General features: G+C 61.9%; 14 protein-coding genes. 4 read left to right on the top strand and 10 right to left on the bottom strand.

Going from position 1 to position 15586, the window contains the following annotated elements; all coding sequences use genetic code 11:
• Positions 1–10: 10 nt before the first annotated feature.
• Entirely contained in the window at positions 11–1363 is a 1353-nt protein-coding gene (gene gorA / locus ACMGGW_RS21815; protein ID WP_025304617.1) for a glutathione-disulfide reductase, read from the bottom strand.
• A 130-nt stretch (positions 1364–1493) separates the two neighbouring features.
• Positions 1494–2336 carry a 23S rRNA (adenine(2030)-N(6))-methyltransferase RlmJ gene (locus ACMGGW_RS21810; RefSeq protein WP_004931012.1) on the bottom strand — a complete coding sequence of 281 codons (843 nt, stop codon included), beginning with the start codon at positions 2334–2336 and terminating at the stop codon, positions 1494–1496.
• Positions 2337–2471: 135 nt separating this feature from the next.
• On the opposite strand from ACMGGW_RS21810, the gene ACMGGW_RS21805 reads away from it, so the two are divergent.
• The 4 genes from ACMGGW_RS21805 to rsmJ all read left to right on the top strand — a co-directional run bounded on the left by ACMGGW_RS21805 (position 2472) and on the right by rsmJ (position 6270).
• Positions 2472–2876: an ASCH domain-containing protein gene (locus ACMGGW_RS21805; protein WP_122004534.1), complete on the top strand. Its 405-nt coding sequence runs from the start codon at positions 2472–2474 to the stop codon at positions 2874–2876.
• 16 nt (positions 2877–2892) lie between these two features.
• Positions 2893–3354, top strand: a complete 462-nt coding sequence (locus ACMGGW_RS21800) for an HIT family protein (RefSeq protein ID WP_033651785.1) — start codon at positions 2893–2895, stop codon at positions 3352–3354.
• Between the two features lie 118 nt (positions 3355–3472).
• Complete coding sequence (gene prlC / locus ACMGGW_RS21795; protein WP_025304614.1) at positions 3473–5515, top strand: oligopeptidase A; 2043 nt, start codon at positions 3473–3475, stop codon at positions 5513–5515.
• Between the two features lie 8 nt (positions 5516–5523).
• A complete protein-coding gene (gene rsmJ, locus ACMGGW_RS21790) occupies positions 5524–6270 on the top strand; it encodes a 16S rRNA (guanine(1516)-N(2))-methyltransferase RsmJ (RefSeq protein ID WP_197832491.1) in 747 nt (248 codons plus the stop codon).
• Between the two features lie 28 nt (positions 6271–6298).
• Here rsmJ and ACMGGW_RS21785 read toward each other — a convergent pair whose 3' ends face one another.
• From ACMGGW_RS21785 to uspA, 8 genes are all read right to left on the bottom strand, one after another.
• Entirely contained in the window at positions 6299–6898 is a 600-nt protein-coding gene (locus ACMGGW_RS21785) for an SIS domain-containing protein (protein WP_197832490.1), read from the bottom strand.
• Entirely contained in the window at positions 6898–8535 is a 1638-nt protein-coding gene (locus ACMGGW_RS21780; RefSeq protein ID WP_148123815.1) for an FGGY-family carbohydrate kinase, read from the bottom strand. The genes ACMGGW_RS21785 and ACMGGW_RS21780 overlap by 1 nt, the downstream gene beginning before the upstream one ends.
• A 10-nt stretch (positions 8536–8545) precedes the next feature.
• Complete coding sequence (locus ACMGGW_RS21775) at positions 8546–9499, bottom strand: ABC transporter permease (RefSeq protein WP_025304610.1); 954 nt, start codon at positions 9497–9499, stop codon at positions 8546–8548.
• Position 9500: 1 nt separating this feature from the next.
• On the bottom strand, positions 9501–10490 hold the full coding sequence (locus ACMGGW_RS21770) for an ABC transporter permease (RefSeq protein WP_015379367.1): 990 nt from the start codon (positions 10488–10490) through the stop codon (positions 9501–9503).
• A complete protein-coding gene (locus ACMGGW_RS21765) occupies positions 10483–11982 on the bottom strand; it encodes a sugar ABC transporter ATP-binding protein (RefSeq protein ID WP_025304609.1) in 1500 nt (499 codons plus the stop codon). The genes ACMGGW_RS21770 and ACMGGW_RS21765 overlap by 8 nt, the downstream gene beginning before the upstream one ends.
• 105 nt (positions 11983–12087) lie before the next feature.
• Positions 12088–13074: an autoinducer 2 ABC transporter substrate-binding protein gene (locus tag ACMGGW_RS21760; protein ID WP_025304608.1), complete on the bottom strand. Its 987-nt coding sequence runs from the start codon at positions 13072–13074 to the stop codon at positions 12088–12090.
• Between the two features lie 329 nt (positions 13075–13403).
• On the bottom strand, positions 13404–14747 hold the full coding sequence (gdhA, locus tag ACMGGW_RS21755) for an NADP-specific glutamate dehydrogenase (protein WP_021505207.1): 1344 nt from the start codon (positions 14745–14747) through the stop codon (positions 13404–13406).
• A gap of 199 nt (positions 14748–14946) precedes the next feature.
• The gene (gene uspA / locus ACMGGW_RS21750; protein WP_004930988.1) at positions 14947–15384 is read right to left on the bottom strand and encodes a universal stress protein UspA; all 438 of its coding nucleotides are present in this window, start codon (positions 15382–15384) and stop codon (positions 14947–14949) included.
• Positions 15385–15586 lie beyond the last annotated feature (202 nt).

The following is a 15586-nucleotide window of genomic DNA, read 5'->3' as shown; positions in this document are numbered from 1 at the left end:
AGGTTGCGCCTCAGCGCATGGTGACGAACTCTTCCGCCGCGGTCGGGTGGATCGCCACGGTGTTGTCGAAGTCCTTCTTGGTGGCGCCCATCTTCACTGCCACCGCGAAGCCCTGCAGGATTTCATCCATGCCGAAGCCGATGCCGTGCAGGCCGACGATCTTCTCTTCTTTACCCGCGCACACCAGCTTCATGCGGCACGGCTGGCGGTGCTGCGTCACGGCGCTGTACATGGCGGTGAAGGAGGATTTGTACACCTTCACGTTGTCCGCGCCGAATTTCTCGATGGCTTCCGGCTCGGTCAGGCCGACGGTGCCGATCGGCGGGTGGCTGAATACCACGGTGGCGATGTTGCTGTAATCCAGGTGCTCGTCCGGCTTGTTGTTGAACAGGCGCTCGGACAGGCGGCGGCCGGCGGCCACGGCGACCGGGGTCAGCTCTACCGCGCCGGTGTTGTCGCCCACCGCGTAGATGCCTTTGACGTTGGTGTTCTGGAACTTATCGACGTCAATGTAGCCTTGCTCGTTGGTTTTCACCCCGGTGACGCCGAGGTTCAGGTTGTCGGTCGCCGGTTCGCGGCCGATGGCCCAAATCAGGCAGTCGACGGTGAATGCTTTGCCGTTTTCCAGCTGCAGCGTCAGGCTGCCGTCGGCGTTCTTGACGATCGCTTTCGGCACCGATTCGGTGTGCAGGCTCGGCCCCTCGGTGTTCATTACTTCCACCAGGGTTTCGACGATCATCGGATCGAAGCTGCGCAGCGGCGCGTGCTTGCGCACGAACAGGTGCGTTTCCGCGCCGAGCGCGTTCAGCACGCCGGCGATCTCCACGGCGATATAGCCGGCGCCGACTACGGCGACGCGTTTCGGCATGGCGTCCAGCTCAAAGAAGCCGTCGGAGTCGATGCCGTATTCCGCACCCGGAATAGCCGGATGGCTCGGGCGGCCGCCGGTGGCGATCAGGATGTGGTCGGCGGTGATGGTCTCGCCGTTCACCTCCACGGTGTGCGCATCCACGAAGCGCGCGAAGCCTTTGATCACGTCGACCTTGTTCTTGCCCAGCACGTTATCGTAGGAGTTGTGAATGCGGTCGATATAGGCGGTGCGGTTGGCGACCAGCTTCTTCCAGTCGAAGGCGTTGACGGTGGTGTCGAAGCCGTAGTCCGGGCCGTACTGATGGATGGCCTCGGCGATCTGCGCCGCGTGCCACATGACTTTTTTCGGTACACAACCCACGTTTACACAGGTGCCGCCCAGCTCTTTGGCTTCAATCAGCGCACACTTTTGGCCGTACATGGCTGCCCGGTTGATCGATGCGATACCGCCGCTGCCGCCGCCAATTGCTAGATAATCGTAATGTTTCGTCATCTGGGATTTCCATGAGTTGTGAATTTGAAGAGGGTAAGAGTTTAACGCCTGACCGGGGTTTGTCGCAAAGATTGCGTCGATGGCTGCGATAGGCGGACGCAGGGCGCGGCAAAGCGCGCCCTGCCGGGGATTATTCCGGTACCACCCAGTTGACCAGATGGTGGCCGATGCCCGACGGCACCAGCACCTTGTGCAGCCACGGCAGCACGTTTTTCATCTGCTGTTCCAGCTTCCACGGCGGGTTGATGACGATCATGCCGGAGGCGGTCATGCCGCGCTGATCGCTGTCGGGTTTCACCGCCAGTTCGATCTGCAGAATGCGGCGAATGCCGGTGGCTTCCAGATCGCGCAGCATGCGTTTGATCTGCTGGCGCATCACCACTGGGTACCACAGCGCGTAGGTGCCGGTGGCAAAGCGCTTGTAGCCTTCCTGAATGCCTTTCACCACGTCCTGGTAATCGGTCTTCATTTCATACGGCGGATCCATCAGGATCAGGCCGCGGCGCGACAGGGGCGGCAGCTGGGATTTCAGCTGCTGATAGCCGTCGGCGCGCTGCACTTTGGCGCGTTCGTCTTTCTGGAACTCGCTGCGCAGCAGCGGGTAGTCGCTCGGGTGCAGCTCGGTCAGGTGGATTTTGTCCTGCGGGCGCAGCAGCTGGCGGGCGATCAGCGGCGAACCGGGATAGTAGCGCAGCGTGCCGGAACGGTTGAAGTTGTGCACCACGCTCATGTAGGCCGCCAGCTCTTCCGGCAGATCGTCGCGCTGCCACAGCAAGCCGATGCCTTCCAGGTATTCGCCGGTGCGCTCGGCGTGTTCGCCGCTGAGCTGATAACGGCCCGCGCCCGAGTGGGTATCCAGATACAGGAACGGCTTCTCTTTTTCCTTCAGCGACTCGATGATCAGGCTCTGAACGGTGTGTTTGAGCACGTCGGCGTGGTTGCCGGCGTGGAAACTGTGGCGATAACTTAACATGACGGGTGGCGGTTCCTTGTGCTCCGCAGACGGAGCATTCAATGCAATAAGGCTTATAATCTGCACAGTATAAACTGTCTGGCCGGGAAAAACCGGACTCCGTTGCCGCAGACGTTAACAGAAAGGGACAGGACGATGAGCAAACAGGCGATTTTGGCGAATTACCCCGACGCGGCGCGCTGGGCGTTCGGCGACGGCCCCGCGTTAGCCGACGAACTGCTGGGATTGGTGCTGAGCGGGGATAAAACCGCCACCTGCAGTTCCTATGCGAGCTATCGTCGGGAACAAACCCCGAGCATCGGCGATTACAACATCGTTCTCGATGGCCGCGGCGAACCGGCCTGCGTGATCAGAACGCTGGCGCTGCGCCTGGTGCGCTACGACCAGGTGACCGCCGAGATGGCGGCCAAAGAGGGCGAAGGCGACAAAAGCCTGGCGTTTTGGCGCGAGGGGCATCAGGCATTCTTTACCCGCGAGGGGAGCTTTGCGCCGGACATGTGGCTGGTGTTCGAAGAATTCGAACGGGTTGAAACGCTGTGAATCACAAGGAGAAAGGATGAGCTGCATTTTTTGCGACATCGTGGCGGGCAAGGCGCCGTGCCATAAAATCTGGGAAGACGACGACCATCTGGCGTTCCTGTCCATCTTTCCCAACACCGATGGCTTCAGCGTGGTGATCCCCAAGGCGCACCACCCGAGCTACGCCTTTGACCTGCCGGACGAGGTGCTGAGCGCGTTGATGCTGGCGACCAAGCGTGTGGCAAAGCAGCTGGATCGCGCGTTCGACGACGTCGGCCGCTGCGGCATGGTGTTCGAGGGCTACGGCGTCGACCATGTGCATGCCAAACTGATCCCGCTGCACGGCACCGCGTCGCTGGAACAGTGGCGGCCGATCGAATCGACCTCGCCGAAGTTTTTCACGCGTTACGAAGGTTATATCTCCTCCCACGATGCGGCACGCGCCGACGACGAACAGCTGGCGGCGCTGGCCGCCCGCATTCGCCAATGCGCCGTTTAAGGCACGAACGATCAACGCCGGGCATTGATTTTCCTGTTGCCTGGCTCCATGTTAGAGATTCATACGCATTTTAAGGCTCGCCCCCGTGGCGGGCCCCAACGCTAATCAGGACTGCCCTATGACAAATCCGTTGCTGACCCCGTTTTCCCTGCCGCCGTTTTCGGCGATCCGCCCTGAAGATATCGTGCCTGCGGTGCAATCCGCGCTGGCGGACTGCCGCGCCGCGGTAGAACGCGTGGTCGCGCAGCCGGGGCCGTTCACCTGGGACAATTTGTGTCAGCCGTTGGCGGAGTCGGACGATCGCCTGTCGCGCATCTGGTCGCCGATCGGGCACCTGAACTCGGTGAAAAACAGCCCGGAGCTGCGCGCCGCCTATGAGCAGGCGCTGCCGCTGCTGTCCGAGTACGGCACCTGGGTCGGCCAGCACGAAGGGCTGTACCAGGCCTACCGCAGCCTGAAAGAGGGCGCGGCGTTCGAGACGCTGAGCGTGCCGCAGCGCAAGGCGGTGGACAACGCGCTGCGCGACTTCGAGCTGTCGGGCATCGGCCTGTCGGCGGACAAACAGCAGCGCTACGGCGAGATCGTCGCACGCCTGTCCGAGCTGGGCTCCACCTACAGCAACAACGTGCTCGACGCCACCATGGGCTGGAGCAAACTGATTACCGACGAAGCCGAGCTGAGCGGCCTGCCGGAGAGCGCCCTGGCGCAGGCCCAGGCGATGGCGCAGGCCAAAGAGCAGGACGGCTGGCTGCTGACGCTGGACATGCCGAGCTACCTGCCGGTGCTGACCTACGCCGACAACCGCGCGCTGCGTGAAGAGATGTACCGCGCCTTCGCCACCCGCGCCTCCGATCAGGGGCCGAACGCCGGCAAATGGGACAACAGCGAAGTGATGGCGGAAACGCTGGCGCTGCGCCATGAGCTGGCTCAGCTGCTGGGCTTTGACACCTACGCCGACAAGTCGCTGGCGACCAAGATGGCGGAAAGCCCGGAGCAGGTGATCGGCTTCCTGAGCGATCTGGCCAAGCGCGCCCGCCCGCAGGCCGAGCAGGAGCTGGCACAGCTGCGCGCCTTCGCCAAACAGCACTATGGCGTGGACGAGCTCGACGCCTGGGACATCACCTACTACGGCGAAAAACAGAAGCAGCACCTGTTCTCCATCAGCGACGAGCAGCTGCGCCCGTACTTCCCGGAACAGCGTGTGGTGGAAGGGCTGTTCGAAGTGGTGAAACGCATCTACGGCATCACCGCCAAAGAGCGTAAAGACGTGGAGACCTGGCATCCGGACGTGCGCTTCTTCGATCTGTTCGACGCCGACGGCGAGCTGCGCGGCAGTTTCTACCTCGATCTGTACGCCCGCGAAAACAAACGCGGCGGCGCCTGGATGGACGACTGCGTCGGCAGCCTGCGCAAGGCTGACGGCACGCTGCAAAAACCGGTCGCTTACCTGACCTGCAACTTCAACCGTCCGCTGGGCGACCAGCCGGCGCTGTTCACCCATAACGAAGTGACCACGCTGTTCCACGAGTTCGGCCACGGTCTGCACCATATGCTGACGCAGATCGATACCGCCGGCGTCTCAGGCATCAACGGGGTGCCGTGGGATGCGGTCGAACTGCCGAGCCAGTTTATGGAAAACTGGTGCTGGGAGCCGGAAGCGCTGGCGTTTATCTCGGGCCATTACCAGAGCGGCGAGCCGCTGCCGAAGGCCATGCTCGACAAGCTGCTGGCGGCCAAGAATTACCAGGCGGCGCTGTTCATCCTGCGCCAGCTCGAGTTCGGCCTGTTCGATTTCCGCATGCACTTCGAATACAGCCCGGAAAAAGGCGCGCAGATCCTGCCGACGCTGGCGGAAGTGAAGAAAATGGTGGCGGTGGTGCCTTCGCCGAGCTGGGGCCGCTTCCCGCACGCCTTCAGCCACATCTTCGCCGGCGGCTACGCGGCGGGTTACTACAGCTACCTGTGGGCGGAAGTGCTGTCGGCCGACGCCTACTCGCGCTTCGAAGAAGAGGGGATTTTCAACGCCGAGACCGGCAAATCCTTCCTCGACAACATCCTGTCGCGCGGCGGGTCGGAAGAGCCGATGACGCTGTTCAAACGCTTCCGTGGCCGCGAGCCGCAGCTGGATGCTATGCTGCGCCATTACGGCATTAAAGGATAACCCGACACGTGAGCGTGTGTTTATTGTGTGAAGCAGGCGCCGATCCCGGCGCCTTGTCTGTTTTGGCGCAGCGCTGGCAGCTGGTGTCCGATGACGATGCGCCGATGGCGCTGGTACTGACGCCGGAACGGCTGGAGCTGCGTAAGCGCGACGAGCCGAAGCTCGGCGGGATCTATGTCGACTTCGTCACCGGCACCATGGCGCACCGGCGCCGTTTCGGCGGCGGCCGCGGCGAGGCGGTGGCCAAGGCGGTCGGCATCAAGGGCAGCTACCTGCCGGACGTGGTGGACGCTACTGCCGGGCTGGGGCGCGACGCCTTCGTGCTGGCGGCGCTGGGCTGCCGGGTGCGGATGCTGGAGCGCAATCCGGTGGTGGCGGCGTTGCTGGACGACGGACTGCAGCGCGGCTATCAGGATGCGGAAATCGGCCCGTGGCTGCGCGAGCGCCTGACGCTGTTGCACGCCTCCAGCCTGACGGCGCTGGCGGATCTCAGCCCGCGCCCCGAGGTGGCGTATCTCGATCCGATGTTCCCGCACAAGCAAAAAAGCGCGCTGGTGAAGAAAGAGATGCGGGTGTTTCAATCGCTGGTGGGCAGCGACGATGACGCCGACGGCCTGCTGGAGCCGGCGCGCCGCCTGGCGACCAAGCGCGTGGTGGTGAAACGCCCGGACTACGCGCCGCCGCTGGCCGACGTGCCGGCGCACGCCGCCACGCTGACCAAAAGCCACCGTTTCGATATCTACATGCCGCTGTAATGTCAGCCGGGCCCGCCGTGTCGGGCCCTCAGTTTTCCTCCCGCAAACTTTTCCCCACGCCGCCGCCCGGATGCACCGCCAGCAAGGCGGCCTTGTCGTAACCGCTGCGCGCCATCAGGCAGGCGCAGGCGGCGTCGAAGATCGCCAGCACCAGCACAATTGAGGTGGTGGCCAGCATGTTCAGCGGATCTATCTCCTTTTGCACCCCGGTGGCGATCGTTAGCTGCGCCGCCTGCGCGATGGCGGAGTGCGGGTTTTCCGTCACCGCGATCAGCGTCACCCCCTTGGCCTGCAGCGTCGGCAGCAGGCGGGTCAGCTCGTCGGAATTGCCGCCGCGCGAGATCAGGATCAGCAGATCGTCGGCGCGCAGAAAACCCAGATCGCCGTGCGCCGCGCCGGTGGCGTCGAGGTAGACCGCCGGCCGTTCCACGCAAGCCAGCATGTGGGCTATCTTGCGCGCCGCAATCCCCGAGGTGCCGACGCCGGTGACGGCGATTTTACCGCGGCAGTCGGCCAGCAGCGCCAGCAGCCGTTGCCAGGTGCGCGCGTCGAGGCGCTCGCCCAGCTGCGCCAGCTCCTGGCTGTAGGTTTGCCAACCCTGCACGGCCTGCCGCCATTCCTGCTGCATCACGCCTCCTCCTGCATCAGCTGGCGGTATTTCATGTGGTCGTTGTACAGCTCATGGAACACCCGGTATTTGCGGTCGTAGTAGCTTTTTATCTGGTTGGTCTGCGGCGTCACCGTCTTGCCGATGCGGCTCATGGCGCTCATCGCCTCCGGCAAGGTGTCGAACACGCCCGCCGCCACGGTGCCCAACATCGCACCGCCGAGCAGCATCGCTTCGCTTTCCTCCGGCAGCAGCATGGCGCAGCCGGTGGCGTTGGCGTGCTCCTGCACGAAGATCGGGTTCTTGGTGCCGCCGCCGCTGGCCATGATGGTGTCGATGCTGTAGCCGCTGTGGTTCATGGTTTCGATGATGTGGCGGGTGCCGAGCGCGATGGCCTGAATGGTGGCCAGGTAGTGCAGCGCCATATCCTCCGGTGTGCGCGACAGCTTCAGCCCGGTCAGGATGCCGGTCAGCGTCGGGTTGGCGCGCGGCGAGCGGTTGCCGTGGAAGTACGGCAGCATGTGAATGTCCTGCGTCAGGAAGGCGATATTCTCCGGCTCGCCGGCCATGCGGCGCAGAATGGCGTTCAGCACCTCATAGATGGTCTGCCCCTGGGTTTTCGCCTGCGCCAGCAGCTCCGGGTAGCACGGGTGCGACTGGATGACGTGGTCGATCAGCGCGCCGGTGGCAGACTGGCCGCCCTCGTTCAGCCAGTATTCCGGCAGGATCGCCGAGTAATACGGCCCCCAGACGCCGCCGATAAAGCGCGCGGTGCGCGACATCGCCATATGACCGGTGGAGGTGCCGCCGATCAGCGCGACGCGGCGGTTGAAGTCGGCCACCTCACCGGAGACGCCGGTGGCGCCCAGCGTGCCGAGGGTGCCGGCGTGGGCATCGATTATCGATACGCTCACCGCCGTGCCGGCGATCAGCCCCATCTCGCTGGCGGCGCGCTGAGTCAGGCCGTGGCCCAGCGGCTCGCCCATCATTTTAACGTCGCTGCCGATCTTGGCCGCGTCGTGTTCCAGCACGTCTTCCAGCCCGATCTGCTGGAAGTAGCTCTTGTCCCAACGCTGCTCGTGGCCGAGATAGGTCCACTTGCACACCGTCGAGCACAGCGAACGGGTGGCGTCCTGGGTGGCGCGCCAGGTGAGGAAGTCCGGCAGATCGAACAGGTAGCCGGCGTTGGCCCAGGTGGTGGGCATGTGCTGTTTCAGCCACAGCAGTTTCGGCGTCTGCATCTCCGGCGAGATAATGCCGCCGACGAAGTCCAGCACCCGGTGTTTGGTGGCGTTGATGCGCTCGGCCTGGGCGATCGCCCGGTGATCCATCCACACGATGATGTTCTGTTCGGTGCGGCCGGAGGGGCTGACGGTCAGCGGCTTGCCCTCTTTATCCAGCACCACCAGCGAACAGGTGGCGTCGAAGCCCAACCCCTTGACCTGGATCGGGTTGATGTCGGCCTGGTTGACCGCGTCGCGCACCGCATTGCACACCGCCTGCCAGATGTTATCCGACGACTGCTCGACGAAATCCGCCTTCGGCCGGTACAGATCGATGGCCCGGCTGGCCTGGCCGACCATGCGGCCGTTGAGATCGAATACGCCTGCGCGCGCGCTTCCGGTGCCCACATCTACGCCAATAAAATAGCTTGCCATTATTTTCTCCTCAGGCTTTTCGATTCTGTAACGCGATAAACAGGATCAGCACGCCGCCCCACAGGGCCATGGTCAGGTAGCTGCTGACCCCCAGCAGATTGAGGCCGCTTTCCAACATTTGCAGCACGATCAGCGCCAGCACCAGCCCCAGAATACGGCCGAAACCGCCGTCCGGGTTAATGCCGCCCAGCACCGAGGCCAGAATGGTCACCAGCAGATAAGATTCGCCGTAGCCGGCCTTGGCCGAGTTGAACTTGGCCATCATCAGCAGGGCGGCGCCCCAGCCGAGCAGCGCCGACAGGATATACACCGCGATCTGCACCCGCGCGGTGTTCACGCCGCTGAAGCGGGTGGCCTGCTCGTTGGAGCCGATCAGGTACAGGCTGCGGCCCAGCGTGGTGTGCTCCAGCAGCAACCACAGCCCGACCGCCACCAACAGAAACAGGATCAGTGCCACCGGCACACCGAGCACGGCGCCGTTGCCGAGAAATTGAATCGCCGCCGGGAAGCCGGAGATCACCGCGCCGTTGGACAGCAGGATATTCAGGCCGGTGATCAGGGTCATGGTGCCGAGCGAGGCGAGGATCGGCGAAACGCCGATCCAGGCCACCAGCACCCCGTTCAGTGCGCCGATCGCCACCGCCACCAGCAGGCCGGCCAGCAGCGCCAGCACCAGGAACAGCGGCTGGTCGGGATGGCTGACGATGATCGCCGCCATCACCAGCGAACAGGCGTTGGCGCCGGCGATGATCGACAGATTGATGCCGCCGGTCAGCATGGTGATGCCCATGCCGAGCGCCAGCAGGCCGAGGATCGGCAGCTGCGAGGCGATCGACTGGAAGTTGCCGAGGCTGAAGAAGCGCGATCCGAGCAGACCGGCGAACAGCAGCGCCACCGCGATGATGATCGCGCCCTGCAGACGAATGATCCGATCGCTTGGGATCAACCGAGTTAACTGCGTCATGTCAGATCTCCTTGAGCAGCTTGCGTTTTTCGTTCCAGGCGGTGGTGCTGATGCTGATCAAAATGATCGCGCCGCTGAACACCTGGTGCCAATAGGCCGAGACGCTGAGCAGCGTCAGCCCATTTTGCAGGAAGGCCAGCAGCACCACGCCGAGCAGGGTGCCGGTCAACGATCCGCGGCCGCCGCTCATGCTGGTGCCGCCCAGCACCACCGCCGCCAATACCGTCAGCTCGAAGCCGAGCAGCGAGTTGGGCGCCACCGACTGGGTGATCTGCGCCTGCACTACCGCCGCGACGCCGGCCAGAATGCCCATATAGCCGTAGACGCAGAAGTGCAGCCGCAGCAGGTTCAACCCCAGGCGCGACGCCGCGTCGCGGTTGCCGCCCATGGCGTAGATCTGGCGCCCCAGCCGGGTGCGGTTCATCAGCACGCCGGTGACGACGATGGTCGCCAGCAGGCACAGCAGCGGCAGCGTCAGGCCGTAGTCGTAACCGTCGGCGCCCTGGAACGAGAACCAGTTGATGCCGTTCATGAACCAGTCTGGGAAGCCGTACAGCCAGGTGCCGTTGGTGGCGTACACCAGCAGGCCGTAGAACAGGTTAAGGGTAGCGATGGTGATGATGATCGCCGGCACCTTCAGCCAGTACACCAGGAAACCGTTCACCAGCCCGAGCAGCAGGCCGACGCCGATCGCCAGGGCGAACGCCAGCGGGAAGCTGCCGCCGTGCTGGATCACCCAACTGGCCATCACATACTGGGCGATGGCGGTGACCGCCGGGAACGAAATGTCGATGCCGCCGGCGATCAGCACCACGAACAGCCCGCAGGCCAGAATGCCGAGAATGGCGTAGCTGGTGGCGACGTCGGTCAGGTTGCCGAGCGTCAGAAACTCATCGGTGCCGGCGCTTAGGCCGATCGCCAGCAGCAGCACCAACAGGCCGAGATAAAACTCGTGCCGCCCGGCCAGGCGGGCCAATAATGACTTATCCATTCACCACCTCGGCGATCTGTTGTTCGGTACTCTGGTGCGGCGCGAATTCGGCGATCAGTTCGCCCTTGCGCATCACCATCACCCGATGGCTGTTGTAATAGGCTTCCGGGATCTCGTCGCAGATCATCAGCACCGCCATGCCCAGCTGCGCCAGATCGCGAGCGATCTGGTAGATCCCCTCTTTGTTGGCAATGTCCACGCCGACGGTAGGCGAGTCGAGGATCAGGATCTTCGGCTGGGTCGCCACCCATTTGGCGATGGCGATACGTTGGGCGTTGCCGCCGGACAGGGTTTTCACCGGCAATGCGCTGTCGGACACCTTGATGTTCAAATCACGGATCAGCCGGTTGACCAGCTCGGTCGCCTTGGCGTGATCCAGCAGCCCGAGCGAGGTATGCAGCCGATCGAAGACGGTGACGATGGTGTTGTCGTAGATCGATTGCTCCATGATCAACCCCTGCGTCAGGCGATCTTCCGACACATAGCCGATGCCGTGGCGCACCGCTTCGCGGTTGTTGTGCAGCTGCACCGTGCGGCCCTCGATGCGGATCTCGCCGCTGTCCGGCCGCGTCATGCCGAACAGGCTGAGGCACAGTTCGGTGCGGCCGGCGCCGAGCAGGCCGACGATCGAGACGATCTCGCCGCCGCGCAGCGCCAGATTGACGTTGCGGTATTTTTCGCCGCGGCTGAGGTTGCGCACCTCGAGCAGCGGCGCTTGTTCAGCCGGCGGCAGCGGGGGCAGCGGGCTGTAATGGAAGCGTTGGCCGGTCATCAGGAACGCCAGTTCATGGCTGTCCAGTTCGCTGGCCGGCCAGGTGCCCACCAGCTTGCCGTCGCGCATTACGCTGATGCGATCGGCGACTTCCATCACTTCATCCAATCTGTGGCTGACGAACACCACGCAGATGCCGGCCGCCTTCAGTTCGTTAACCACCCGCAGCAGGCCGTCGACTTCCTGGCGGGTCAGCGAGGCGGTCGGTTCGTCCATGATAACCAACCGCGCTTCGGCGGCGATGGCGCGGCAAATCGCCACCAGCTGCCGATCGGCGATCGACAATTTTTCCACCTTTTTATCGGGATCGATGTGTACGCCGACCCGTGCCATGGCGTCCAGCGCCGTCTGGCGCATCACCCGCTTGCGCACCCAGAAGTGGCCGCCGGGCAGGTAACGGTGGATAGCGATGTTTTCCGCCACCGTCAGGTTAGGGAACAGCGACAGGTCCTGGTAGATCACCTGTATGCCGTAATAACCGGACAGCTGCGGCGTCAGGGCGTGGAAGAGTTTGCCTTCCAGCGAAATGTTGGCGCCTTTTTCCGGCTGATAGACGCCGGAGATGATTTTAATAATGGTGCTTTTGCCGCAGCCGTTTTGCCCGGCCAGGCAGTGCACTTCGCCTTTATTCAGCGTCAGGTTGATCTGGTCTAATGCCAGCACGCCTGGGAATCGCTTGCTGATATTCTCCAGGGTGATAAATGCGGGGGAGGCTGTCATAACGTTAACCTGTGCTTGCGTAGCGGCCGAAGCCCTGGGCGCAGCAACGCTGCGCCCCTACGAGGGTTTAACTTCTTTCCCGGTGTGGCGAAATTACGCGAAAAATCAGAATCCGAGCGATTTGGCGTTGTCTTTGGTCACTTCCAAAATCTTATTAAACCGAATCACTTTGTGTTCCATATCGACGTCGGCCTTACCGAGGCCCTCAATCGACAGGTCCTTATTCACTTCCTTGCCCTGCAACAGCTGGTCGGCCACCGTCACCAGCGCATAACCGGCGTCTTTCGGATCCCACAGCAGCGCTTTCTTGATGTCGCCACGCATCAGGTAAGGGGCGGCCTGCGCCGGCATGGCGATGCCCACCACTGCGATTTTGTCCTTGGCGCGTTTCTTGGCCACCGCCTGGCCGGCGCCGATCGGGCCGAGCGAACCGAAGCCGATGATGCCCTTCATCTGCGGATAGGTTTTCATCAGATCCAGCGTGGTGGCGTAGGATTTGTCGATGCTTTCCGCCACCGGCAAGCGCGAGGTGACTTCAAACATGTCCGGGTATTTTTCTTTCTGGTATTTGATGGCGAAGTCGGCCCAGGCGTTGTGCAGCGGCACGGTCAGCGAACCGACGTAGATCGCATAGCCGCCTTTGCCGCCCATGTCTTTCGCCAGCTCATCGACGTTGGCCTGCGCGTATTTCTCGCTGTCGATGGTCTCGATGTCCCACTGGCCGATCTGCTGGTCCGGGGATTCATGGGTCAGCACCACGATGCCTTTGTCGCGCGCTTTTTTCAGCACCGGTTCCAGCACCTTGGCGTCGTTCGGCACCACGATAATGGCGTTGACGTTCTTGGCGATCAGATCCTCAATCACCTTGACCTGCGCGGCCGGATCCGGCGTAGAAGGGCCGGTCTGGTAGGCGTTGACGTCGAGTTTTTTCGCCGCTTCGTTGACGCCCACTTCCATGCGGTTGAACCACGGGATGCCGGTCACTTTGGCGACTACGGCAATCTCATACTTATCAGCGGCGAACACAGGTGTTGTCGATAACATGCACGCAGAAACCACACATGCATTTAATAATGCGAGGTTAAATTTCATTAGCTGTACCTTTTTTTATCTGTAGGGGTGGCGGTTTTTCCACCGCTGCAGATTACAAAGGAATGGAAGAGGGGGCGTAGCTGAAGTTAATGAAATGTGATCTGCGCACATTTAAGTAAAATATTGGCGTATTTAGTGTTAAATAAATGTTTAATTATCTGGTGGTGGTAAATTTACTACCAATTAAATGGTATTAATTAACTATTTATTAACTTTTATTTAACTATATTGCATCATTCTGATGGCGTGAAGGCATAAAAAAATGCCGGCGCAGAGGCCGGCATTGAAGCATTTAATCGATGTGTGAACAAGATCACCTTTACGACGGATTACAGCACGCCTTGGGCCAGCATCGCCTCCGCGACCTTGACGAAACCGGCGATATTCGCGCCGTGTACATAGTGGGTTTGCTTGCCCTCGCCGCCGTATTCCACGCAGGCATGGTGAATATCCGCCATGATATGTTGTAAACGTACATCCACTTTTTCCGCCCGCCAGCCGATGCGCGCGGCGTTTTGCGCCATCTCCAGCCCCGACGTGGCCACGCCGCCGGCGTTGGCCGCCTTGCCGGGTGCGAACAGCACCCCGGCGTCGAGGAAGGCGTCGGTGGCCTGGATGGTGGTCGGCATGTTGGCGCCTTCCGCCACCGCCTTCACCCCGTTGCGGATCAGCGTCTGCGCCGCCTCGAGATCCAGTTCGTTCTGGGTGGCGCACGGCAGGGCGATATCCACCGGCACGTTCCACGGCTGCTGGCCCGCCAGATAGGTCAGGCCGCGTTCGCGGGCGTAGTCCGCCACCCGGCCGTAACGCTGGTTTTTGATCTCCGCCAGGTGTGCCAGCTTCTCGGTAGTGAAGCCGTCTTCGTCCACCAGGGTGCCGCCGGAATCCGATACGGTGATCACGCGCGCGTCCAGCTCCAGCGCTTTTTCGATGGTGTACTGCGCCACGTTGCCGGAGCCGGACACCGCCACCCGCATGCCCTCAAAGCCCAGGCCGTGGCGCTGCAGCATGGCGTCGGTAAAGTACACCAGGCCGTAGCCGGTCGCCTCGGGGCGGATCAGGCTGCCGCCGAAGGAGAGCCCTTTGCCGGTAAATACGCAGGCGGTGTTGTTGGACAGTTTCTTCATCATGCCGGCCATAAAGCCGACTTCACGGCCGCCGACGCCGATGTCGCCGGCCGGCACGTCGGTGTCCGGCCCCAGATGGCGGTACAGCTCGGTCATCAGCGCCTGGCAGAAGCGCATGATCTCGCCCTGGCTTTTGCCCTTCGGATCGAAATCGGAGCCGCCTTTGCCGCCGCCCATCGGCAGGGTGGTCAGCGCATTCTTGAAGGTCTGCTCAAAGCCGAGGAACTTCAGGATCGACAGGTTTACCGACGGGTGGAAGCGCATGCCGCCCTTGTAGGGGCCGATGGCCGAGTTGAACTGGACGCGGAAGGCGCGGTTGACCTGCACCTGGCCGCGATCGTCCACCCAGCTGACGCGGAACTGAATGATGCGCTCGGGCTCCACCAGGCGTTCCAGCAGCGCCTGTTCGCGATAGCGCGGGTTGCGCTCGATAAACGGCCACAGCGAGGTGAACACTTCGCGCACCGCCTGCAGATATTCCGGCTGGTGGGGGTTATGGCGTTGTAACGAGGACAGGAAAGACTCTACCGATACGGCATATTCCATGGATAACTCCTTTTCGCATTAAATTTCCCCCGCTATTTCTTATAGATTTGGGTGTCGATGATGCCCGGGGGAGGATGTTGTGTCTTTAGCGACTATATCATCGGAGGGCGGTTGATTATCAAGCGATTAATCGGCGTGGCGGCATGAAAAACGCCCGCAGGGCGCGGGCGTTGGGCAGTTAAGTTAGCAAGCGCTTACTTTATTCGTCTTCTTCGTCGCGCAGCGGCACGATCAGCATATCGATGTGCACGGTATTGATCAGCTGGCGAGCGGAAGACATCAGCTTGCTCCAGAAGTCCTGATGGTGGCCGCACAGTACCAGGTCCATGTCGTATTTCTTGATGGCATCGACCAATACCTGCGCCAGATCGCCGCTGCCGCTCAGGGTCTCGGTGATCGGGTAGCCGGCGTTCTGCGACAGCTCGGTCAGCGCCTGATGGGTTTCCTCAGAGATGCGTTTTTGCATGTCGCCGAGATTGACGTCGATCAGGCCAGTATAGAGGTCGGAATAGTTGACATCGACGTGGATCAGAGAAACTTTAGCGTTGTACGGCCGCGCCATCGAGACGGCTTTTTCTACCAGGATCTTGCTTTCCGGGGATAGGTCCACCGCGATCAGTATGTGTTTGTAAGCCATAAGAATACTCCTTCCATAAACATGCCGATTAAAAAGGGTTAGCAGGCGTTCCGTTTACCCGCCTGGCGCTTTTGGTTCCATAGTATCATTCGGATAACGCAATGATATGTTGGGGCGATCACACTGCGCCGCATCGAAAATCTCTCCGCCCGATACTTTTCGTTGTACACCCGCGCGGCGTAAAAGCCTATGGGTTATGCGG

This window comes from Serratia sp. BNK-4, from assembly GCF_048685115.1.
GTDB classification, from domain to species: Bacteria; Pseudomonadota; Gammaproteobacteria; order Enterobacterales; family Enterobacteriaceae; genus Serratia; species Serratia bockelmannii.
The sequence above is the reverse complement of the archived record's forward strand: the minus strand, read 5'-3'. Positions and strand labels throughout refer to the sequence as shown.

Bases quoted from the DNA above. Each gene is read 5' to 3' on its own strand.
- gorA (WP_025304617.1), bottom strand. From the start codon at position 1,363: ATGACGAAACATTACGATTATCTAGCAATTGGCGGCGGCAGCGGCGGT.
- ACMGGW_RS21810 (WP_004931012.1), bottom strand. From the start codon at position 2,336: ATGTTAAGTTATCGCCACAGTTTCCACGCCGGCAACCACGCCGACGTG.
- ACMGGW_RS21805 (WP_122004534.1), top strand. From the start codon at position 2,472: ATGAGCAAACAGGCGATTTTGGCGAATTACCCCGACGCGGCGCGCTGG.
- ACMGGW_RS21800 (WP_033651785.1), top strand. From the start codon at position 2,893: ATGAGCTGCATTTTTTGCGACATCGTGGCGGGCAAGGCGCCGTGCCAT.
- prlC (WP_025304614.1), top strand. From the start codon at position 3,473: ATGACAAATCCGTTGCTGACCCCGTTTTCCCTGCCGCCGTTTTCGGCG.
- ACMGGW_RS21785 (WP_197832490.1), bottom strand. From the start codon at position 6,898: ATGCAGCAGGAATGGCGGCAGGCCGTGCAGGGTTGGCAAACCTACAGC.
- ACMGGW_RS21780 (WP_148123815.1), bottom strand. From the start codon at position 8,535: ATGGCAAGCTATTTTATTGGCGTAGATGTGGGCACCGGAAGCGCGCGC.
- ACMGGW_RS21775 (WP_025304610.1), bottom strand. From the start codon at position 9,499: ATGACGCAGTTAACTCGGTTGATCCCAAGCGATCGGATCATTCGTCTG.
- ACMGGW_RS21770 (WP_015379367.1), bottom strand. From the start codon at position 10,490: ATGGATAAGTCATTATTGGCCCGCCTGGCCGGGCGGCACGAGTTTTAT.
- ACMGGW_RS21765 (WP_025304609.1), bottom strand. From the start codon at position 11,982: ATGACAGCCTCCCCCGCATTTATCACCCTGGAGAATATCAGCAAGCGA.
- ACMGGW_RS21760 (WP_025304608.1), bottom strand. From the start codon at position 13,074: ATGAAATTTAACCTCGCATTATTAAATGCATGTGTGGTTTCTGCGTGC.
- gdhA (WP_021505207.1), bottom strand. From the start codon at position 14,747: ATGGAATATGCCGTATCGGTAGAGTCTTTCCTGTCCTCGTTACAACGC.
- uspA (WP_004930988.1), bottom strand. From the start codon at position 15,384: ATGGCTTACAAACACATACTGATCGCGGTGGACCTATCCCCGGAAAGC.